At 66.2% G+C, this 5244-nt stretch carries 7 protein-coding genes, 1 tRNA gene and 1 pseudogene; 3 read left to right on the top strand and 6 right to left on the bottom strand.

The window, feature by feature from the left end; all coding sequences use genetic code 11:
* A pseudogene (locus tag BG35_RS10625) lies at positions 1–213 on the bottom strand (lipid-A-disaccharide synthase-related protein); the annotation flags it as partial.
* Between the two features lie 22 nt (positions 214–235).
* On the opposite strand from BG35_RS10625, the gene BG35_RS0106105 reads away from it, so the two are divergent.
* A tRNA-Cys gene (locus BG35_RS0106105) sits at positions 236–306 on the top strand.
* Positions 307–341: 35 nt separating this feature from the next.
* Here BG35_RS0106105 and BG35_RS0106100 read toward each other — a convergent pair.
* Positions 342–1415, bottom strand: a complete 1074-nt coding sequence (locus BG35_RS0106100; protein WP_025782133.1) for a UDP-N-acetylglucosamine--N-acetylmuramyl-(pentapeptide) pyrophosphoryl-undecaprenol N-acetylglucosamine transferase — start codon at positions 1413–1415, stop codon at positions 342–344.
* 99 nt (positions 1416–1514) lie between these two features.
* On the opposite strand from BG35_RS0106100, the gene BG35_RS0106095 reads away from it, so the two are divergent.
* Together BG35_RS0106095 and BG35_RS0106090 are read left to right on the top strand one after the other, a co-directional pair.
* The gene (locus tag BG35_RS0106095; RefSeq protein ID WP_025782132.1) at positions 1515–2243 is read left to right on the top strand and encodes a DUF8623 domain-containing protein; all 729 of its coding nucleotides are present in this window, start codon (positions 1515–1517) and stop codon (positions 2241–2243) included.
* Positions 2244–2274: 31 nt separating this feature from the next.
* A complete protein-coding gene (locus BG35_RS0106090) occupies positions 2275–2976 on the top strand; it encodes an NnrU family protein (protein WP_025782131.1) in 702 nt (233 codons plus the stop codon).
* Positions 2977–3089: 113 nt separating this feature from the next.
* Here the strand turns inward: BG35_RS0106090 and BG35_RS0106085 are convergent, their stop codons facing one another.
* From BG35_RS0106085 to BG35_RS13080, 4 genes are all read right to left on the bottom strand, one after another.
* Entirely contained in the window at positions 3090–3815 is a 726-nt protein-coding gene (locus BG35_RS0106085; protein WP_025782130.1) for a hypothetical protein, read from the bottom strand.
* On the bottom strand, positions 3799–4425 hold the full coding sequence (locus tag BG35_RS13085) for a PilN domain-containing protein (protein ID WP_025782129.1): 627 nt from the start codon (positions 4423–4425) through the stop codon (positions 3799–3801). Before BG35_RS13085 ends, BG35_RS0106085 begins: the two co-directional genes overlap by 17 nt.
* Complete coding sequence (locus tag BG35_RS13810; RefSeq protein WP_269087826.1) at positions 4389–4523, bottom strand: hypothetical protein; 135 nt, start codon at positions 4521–4523, stop codon at positions 4389–4391. The genes BG35_RS13085 and BG35_RS13810 overlap by 37 nt, the downstream gene beginning before the upstream one ends.
* Positions 4524–4526: 3 nt before the next feature.
* The coding region (locus BG35_RS13080; RefSeq protein ID WP_034417438.1) for a hypothetical protein at positions 4527–5244 on the bottom strand (718 nt) is incomplete at its 5' end.

Below are 5244 nucleotides of genomic sequence, written 5' to 3'. Positions count from 1 at the left end.
GCCACTGGGGAGTTGTTGCCGTGGCCCAATGGGCCGCAGCCCCGGAACGGATGCCAGCCCATCCCCCAGACCCACCAGGGCCATGCCCTCCATCAGGGCGTCATACCCCTGCCGCCGCAAGGCCGTGAGCACACGGGCGGCAATCAGGTCTTCCCCGTGACCATTGCTGAGCACCAGCAGGGGCGGGGCAGGGGGCTTGCTAGAGTTATGCATGGAAGGAGCGCGGCTCCGTGGCGGCGGCATGGCCAAGTGGTAAGGCAGAGGATTGCAAATCCTTTATCCCCAGTTCGAATCTGGGTGCCGCCTTTGTCAATTTTGAGGAGAGAAGGGCAGCGGTTCCCTTACGTTTGAGGCAAGGTCTGCAAGACTTTCGCCACATCCGCCGCTGCCTCGTTCCTGGCCAAACGCTCCATGGCGGCCGCCATGGCCGCCAGTGGATCCAGAGCGGGCGTCACCCCTTGCAGGCGGGGTTCCAACAGTCGCCGGACGGCGCGGCGCAGTGGTTCTCCATCGGGGTTTTCGTGGACGATGACCGCGGCGCCGAGGGCGGCGACCGCCACGGCGTTTGCTTCCTGATGCTGATCCGACGCATGGGGATAGGGCACCAGTACGGCTGGACAACCGCTTGCCGCCAGCTCGCTGATGCTGCCCGCTCCGGCGCGGCTGATGGCCAGATCCCCGTGTTGCAGCAGGCCAGCCATCTCCCCTGTGAACTGGCGCTCCACGTAGGCGGGATCCCGCAGACTTCCCGTGTCCGGGTCATTCCGCCCGCAGAGGTGAACCACCCGACACCCCGCCTCCAACCAAGGCCGGACCTGTTGCCGCACCATGTGATTCAGGCCCCGGGCCCCCTGGCTGCCCCCCATCACCACCAATAATGGACCGGACCCACGGGGCGCCCATTCCGGCAGCGGAGCCGGGCGGTAGAAGTCGGCGCGCACCGGTGTCCCTGTGTACCAGACCCGGGCGGGGGAGCAGCCGAGTCTGGTTGAACGGCAGCCCACGGCCAAACCACTGCACAAGCCACCCAGCAAACGGGTGACGCGGCCAGCCACCACGTTGGATTCATGGAGCAGCACTGGCACCCCTGCCAGGCGCGCCGCCAGAATGGCCGGGGCGGCAATGTATCCCCCTGTGGTGAACACCACGGCAATGCGTTGCCGGTGCAGGAGCCGTCGCACCGTCCAGACCGCCCCCAGCAGTTGCAACAGCCGCAGCAGCCGCTCCCGCCAACCCCCTTGCCAGCCGCCAATGGCCACCCAGTGCAGGGGGTAATGCCCGGGCGCCAGCCGGCTATCCAGGCGATCCCGGGCGCCCAGCCAGTGAATGTCCCAGTGGGGAAGCATTTCCGCAACAGCCACAGCCGGGAAGAGATGGCCACCGGTGCCACTGGCGGCAATCAGCAGGCGCGCCATGGCGATGCCCCCCGGAAAACGGATACCGTAGGAGAGAAGCTTCCAGGGGCGCACCCCATCCATGTCCATCTCCGCCAGGTTGGCGTCCACCACCGCAGCATGGGCTCTGGCTGGCGCCTCGTTGCTCCAGCCTGGTCACGCGGCCCGGCTGGAGAGCCAACTGGTGGACCGTCTCCACCGGCGCTCAACAACAATGACGCCGCGGGCCTCACGGCCTTGATCAACCAGGAGGGGACCACGGATCCCCAGCAGTTGCTGGCCCGGCTGGAGCGACTGGAGGAGAGATTCGGACCCCTCACATGGCAGGTGAGCCAGGGCCAGCCCTTCGCGGACGGCCGGGCGCGCCTGGAACTGGAAGTCCGCGGCATGGGGGAGGTGGCCGGCGTTCTCTATCAGTTGGAGGCCACGCAAACCTTGGCGGTCTCCAGCCGCCAAGGGCAAATTCTTGAGCAGGAGGTGCTGGAGGAGGAATCATGGGTCTACAGTGGCGATCAGCGGTTGCCGGTGACCCTGCAAATCCCCGATGCCGTGCTGACCGGCCAACGCTATGACGTGGACGTGATTCTGGACGATCCCCTTGACAGTGGTCTGCTGGCGGGGGGCATCCTGGAGGTGAGTCCCTATGAGGCGCAGATCATGCGCGCCCCCACCATTCAACTGGTCACACTCCATGCTGGCGGCCTGTTCAAGCGGGTCCAGGCGCCCTACACACCCGGTGGCCAAACCTGGACCGTCATGCTGGTACACCCGGATGGCGCGTTGATTGCCAGTAAACGGGTGCGGGTAAGTGATACGCCCACCCCGGCCACACCGCCCAACCTCCCCTGACGTGGTTTCCGTGCATCACACAAGCCTGGTGATGCTGTTGCTGTTGCTGGGATTCGCCATCATCCATAGCGGCGGCGCCGCCCTGCGGCTCTGGGGGGAACAGCGCCTGGGCAACCGGCTGTGGCGACTGATCTTTGTGGGCGCCAGCCTGCCCATGGCCGTGCTGCTGGTGGCCTACTTCCTGACCCACCGCTACGATGGCCTGCGGTTGTGGAATCTGCAGGGGGCACCTGGCCTGGCGACTGCGGTGTGGGGATTGACGGCGCTGAGCTTTCTCTTCCTCTATCCAGCCACCTTTCACCTGCTGGAAATCCCGGCCCTGCTCAAGCCCCGGATGCGTCTCTACGCCACAGGGATCCTGCGCATCAGCCGCCATCCCCAGATGGTGGGTCAACTGCTCTGGTGCTTCACCCACACCCTGTGGCTCGGCACCAGCTTTGCCCTTGTGACCAGCCTGGGGCTCATGGCTCACCATCTATTTGCCGTGTGGCACGGGGACCGACGGCTGCAGCAACGCTTCGGCAAAGCGTTTGAAGAAATGCGCCGCACCACCTCCGTGATTCCCTTCCAAGCGGTCTTGGACGGGCGGCAGAAGCTGGTGTTGTCCGAGTTCCTGCGCCCTGCCTACGGGGGCATTCTGTTGGCTGTGGCGCTGTTCTGGTGGTCTCACCGCTGGATTGGCGCCGCCACGTCAGCCTTCAGCGCCACTCCCTTGAACCATCTGTTGAGCTGATCCCTCCCGGATGTCCCGGAAGGACGTCAGCCCGCCGGTGAGCAGTGCGGGGAGCAACCATGGAGGCATGGGAAGACGGAATACCCTCAGAGGCAGTCTACAACCGGCAGGGGTCAGCCTTCTTCCGCCTGCATGTAGACCGTCAATCTCAGGTTCATGCGGGTGGTCACGGCCCGGGTTGCCTGGGGTTGATCTTCCGGTTGTTCTGCTGAAGGGGGCCGCCCTTCCAGCTTCAGGTCATGGGCCACCGCCAGGGGTTGCAACAACTCCAGGCTTTGCAGGACCGCCAGGATATCCCCATAGCCCCCTTCAAAGGTGAGCAGCACCTCCTGTTTTTTCAGGCCCGTGGCCAGCAGAGGATCTCCGGCGGCGGCAGCGGTTTCTTGCTCCCCTGCACTGTTCTCCGGTGCGTCCCCGTCCACTGCCGCCCCGACTTCGGCAGCGGGGGTAACCGGGGCGCCCCCGACGGGCTGGCGGGGTTCATAGCGCACAAGGGTCACGTTGTGGGCCCGGGCGGAGTCGGCCAGGGCGGTGAGCATGGTGTCCAACTGGCGCGTCGGGGCGATAAGCGCCAGAATCTGGGCCTGACGGTTCACCTGCTGCTGCACCTGCCGCCGGGCCGTGGCCAGAGCCTGGCGCTGCTGGTCCAATTGCTGTTGCTTGTGCAGGATGGCGTCCCGATCCCGGATGAGCGCCTGTTGCTGCCGCCACTGGGGCAACACCCACACCAGCAGGAGCGCCAGTGTCACCAGGCCTGCCGCCACCATGGGGAAGGCCAGCAGGACGTGTTCCTGACGCACCTGCTGCTTGGGGGAAGACAGGCTACTGAAGCTGGTCATGGGTGGTGGGGTGAGATTGCACAGGGGGCAGCAGCCCATGGACCTCCAGCAGGTGGAGGCGCCGCACCAGGCCAGGGGCCTCCCGCTGCTGAAGGTGGAGACGCAGTTGGGTGAGGGATTGGGGTTGGAAGCGGGCTGTGAGCTGGAAGTTCACCCGGTTGGGCGTCCCTGTGGCCCCTGGTTGTCTGAGCCCCTTCACTTGCACCCCTGCGCCCTGCTGGAACAGGGGCGATGCCTGCAATTGCAGTTGGAACAGGTTCACCAGAGGCCAGTTCTCGGCCTGCCCCTTCATGGTGATGCCGTCCGGCGCGCCGTTGAGTTCCAGCAGTTGGACGCCATCGGGGGTGCGCTCCGCCAACTCCATCAACAGAAGCGAGTGGGGGCGGTGGGCGGTCAGGGCCTGCACCAGCGCCCCATTGCTCTGCCGCAGTCGGGCCAGATGATGGTGGCTCTGCTGCAACTGCTCTTGCAGGTGATCATGCTCCCGGGCCTCTGGCGCCAGGGCCGCCACCCGATGGTTCCAGACCTGGCGCTCACGCATGGCCGCCGCCCCCAGCGCCGCCGCCATGACGATCAGGGCCAGCCCGGCTGCTGCGCCCCGCAGCAGCACCAGGGAGGCTGCCGGCCGGTGCGGGGGTTCAGCCCCAATGCCTGACGCTGTTCCGTCAGCAGGTCCACCCCGGCCCAGTGGGTTGATGCCTTGACCATGGTTCAGATCTCCTCCATGGCGGTGGTCACCAACTGGGCCATGGCGGAACCCGCCACCGCCTCCGGGGGGAGAGGGTGGCGCACCCGCAGCAGCGCCATGGGGTCCAGCAGGGCTGTGGGCCAGCCCGATTGATCCGCAATCTGCTCGGCAATGTGGGGATAGGCGCTGCCAGGCCCCACCAGGTAGAGTTGCGCCATGGTCCCACGGCGCTGTTGCGCCGTTTCCACCGTGTTGATCAAGGCCCATGTCAAGGCCTGGGATGCCTGAGGATCAAGGGGCGGCAGATCCCCGTCCGTCCCCGGTTCTTCCCCCTCCAGTCGCTGCTGGAGACGTTGGTAAAAACCGGGATCCGGCAGGCCGGGGAGAGATGCCATGGTCCGGGGCGCCCCATCCAGCACCAGGATGAGCCGGCTTGTCCGGGGCTGAAGATCCAGCAGACCCACCAGTTCCCGTTCGCCAAACAGGGGTTGCAGCCCCTGGAATGCCCGCAGAAGCGTGGTGGATGACCAGCCCAGGCGCCGCAGGGTCAGTCCGGCTGCCGCCATGGTCTGAAGCCAGGCCGCCACCGTGGAGCGTTCGCAGCCAATCACCAGCACAGGGTGTAATCCCGTGCCGGCCTGTGGGGAGAAGGGCAGCGTGGCAACTTGAGATTGGCGCAAGGCCATGGGAAATTGCCCGTCCGCGGCCAACTGGCGCACCAATCGGGGCAAGGCAGCGGCC

This window comes from Candidatus Synechococcus spongiarum SH4 (genome assembly GCF_000586015.1).
GTDB lineage: Bacteria > Cyanobacteriota > Cyanobacteriia > PCC-6307 > Cyanobiaceae > Synechococcus_B > Synechococcus_B spongiarum_F.
The sequence above is the reverse complement of the archived record's forward strand: the minus strand, read 5'-3'. Positions and strand labels throughout refer to the sequence as shown.